This window comes from Mitsuokella apri (genome assembly GCF_051886055.1).
In the GTDB taxonomy this organism is placed as follows: domain Bacteria; phylum Bacillota; class Negativicutes; order Selenomonadales; family Selenomonadaceae; genus Mitsuokella.
The window spans coordinates 1-2,015 of record NZ_JBJEXT010000037.1 but is presented as its reverse complement, the minus strand read 5'-3'; the positions used below and the strand labels follow the sequence as shown (position 1 = coordinate 2,015).

Genomic DNA, 2,015 nt, shown 5'->3' with positions numbered 1-2,015 from the left:
TTCTCGCTTTTCGTGCTGGCCGGTATCTCGCGGCGACTTGTATTATATTACAGGAATCACATCCGTTTGTCAACAGCTTTTCCGAAAAAAATCACAAAAAATCCCGCACCACCGTCAGGCATCTCTGCCCTTCCGGTGGACGCGGGATCCCGGCATCCATTTGACTGATTTTGACATGTGGGTCCGACTGCATCTTACCTACAAGACGGGTGCAAAGCTCACGTCGACGGACCTTCCGTGTAAGCCTCTGCGTCGATGACGACATCGTCATCCGCCTCGGAGATCTTGTAGTTGCCGCGCGGCGTGCCGCGACGCTCAAGGTCGCGCACGATGGCCGCACCTGCACCAGAGCTGAGCTCCGTCAGCGAAGCAGCACTCTGTGCATGAGCGCAGCCATACTGACCTCCAGATGGAACGAGCATCGCTATGGCGAGAAAAGCCGCGATGGACATTCCTGTCCGGACTATCATTCTGCCCATACTCTCACCTCGTTTTTCGACTGCCGGCAAGAGCGATATGCTTTACCTGCAGAGACAACCTTCCCCGATAATAGAAAACAGGCTGCATGAATCCATACAGCCTGCCCGGGAATATCTAGTTCGGTCCTCACAGAAAGCAGCTGGGTCAGTCACCAACAAATTCCATGGCCCAATAGTAGTGACCATCATTGCCTCTCACGCAAGATACACCCATCTTCGTGAAATGATGGTTGAGGAGATTTGCGCGATGCGTCGGGGAACCCATCCAAGCGCGAACGATCTTTTTAGCATCCACTACACTGCTGATGGCAAGGTTTTCACCGAACCAGGAGCAGGATGCACCATTCAAAACTGACTTAACAGGGCTGCCGTCCGGGCGCTGATGCGCGAACAAGATGCCCGCTTCCTGCGCACGGGTTCCAGCCGCCTGGTCAAGATAAACAATCCCGCTTAACGGCTGGATGCCGGCTGCCGTACGTTCAAGATTGACCTCATACAAGACTTCATCCTGAAGGCTGGCCGCAAAAGCCGTGCTCGATGCAAAAACAATACATGCCATGACAAGTAAAGTCATAATCTGCCGCAAGGTTTTCATATTGGCCGCCTCTTTCGTTACGATATTTTTGACTTGAGAGCACTTGGTCTCCAAACCACCTTGCGCTGCCTTTTCAGGCTGTCATCCATACCGCTTCGAAACTTAAGCAGATCCGTTACCGCTGCGGGCGCTGCGCGACCACAGGGCATGTTCACATCGATTCAGTTTTGTCAGGTTTATCCTTACTATCTATAGTTTACCACATATAATTTGGCGGGTCAATTACCATTCAGGCGATAAATGGAAATTTCCTTCCTCTAATACCAAAAAATCCCGCAGGACAGTGCAAAAGGCGCCACTATCCTCTTCAATAGCGAAAAGACGTCTAAAAACGGCTCAGGCAAGCTCGTCAGAGCCAGCCTGGCTGTGCCCGTCCAGGTGGACGTAGACGGCATCGAGCGATTCGAGGACGAGTCCCATCTCGCTGAAGCCAGTGTGGAGTGCCTGTTCCGAGAGCTCGACGTTATTCTTGGCGTCACCGGCGCGCACGAGCGCGAGCGCTGCGCCGTCCGTCGGCTCGATGCGGAACGTCGAGCCATCGTACGTCAAGAGGAATTGGCCGCTGCCATCTGCCGTCGTCAGCGTCTTCGTGTACTCGCGGTACTGCGTCTTCGGCTGATCCGGCTCCGGCAGATGCTTGCCCGTCGGCTCAAGGCGGACCTCACTCGGCGTCTCCGTAACGTCATACGTGCCGTACTGCGTCACCCTGCCCGCTTCCACGCGGAAGAACGGCAGCTGGGCATCCGTGAGACCGGCGACGCGCTCGACGCCCGGGATACCACGGTTGCCCATGTTATTCGTCCAGGAGCCAGAGCCGTTGACATTCGACGGGTTGTGCGAATCGATATCCGGCTTCGTCGGAACGGTAGGTTCGGTCGGTTCTGCTGGCGTGAGCGTGATCAGGCCGCTGTAGTTGTAGCGATAGTTGCCTGCCACATTGC

At 55.1% G+C, this 2,015-nt stretch carries 3 protein-coding genes; all 3 read right to left on the bottom strand.

Annotated elements, in window-relative coordinates:
• Positions 1–218 precede the first annotated feature (218 nt).
• Positions 219–479, bottom strand: a complete 261-nt coding sequence (locus ACI4OH_RS05295; protein WP_439784331.1) for a hypothetical protein — start codon at positions 477–479, stop codon at positions 219–221.
• Between the two features lie 145 nt (positions 480–624).
• Positions 625–1,074 (bottom strand): CAP domain-containing protein, encoded by a 450-nt coding sequence (locus ACI4OH_RS05290; RefSeq protein ID WP_439784330.1) that lies wholly within the window; start codon positions 1,072–1,074, stop codon positions 625–627.
• A gap of 336 nt (positions 1,075–1,410) precedes the next feature.
• A partial coding sequence (locus ACI4OH_RS05285) for a hypothetical protein (protein ID WP_439784329.1) occupies positions 1,411–2,015 on the bottom strand: 605 nt, incomplete at its 5' end.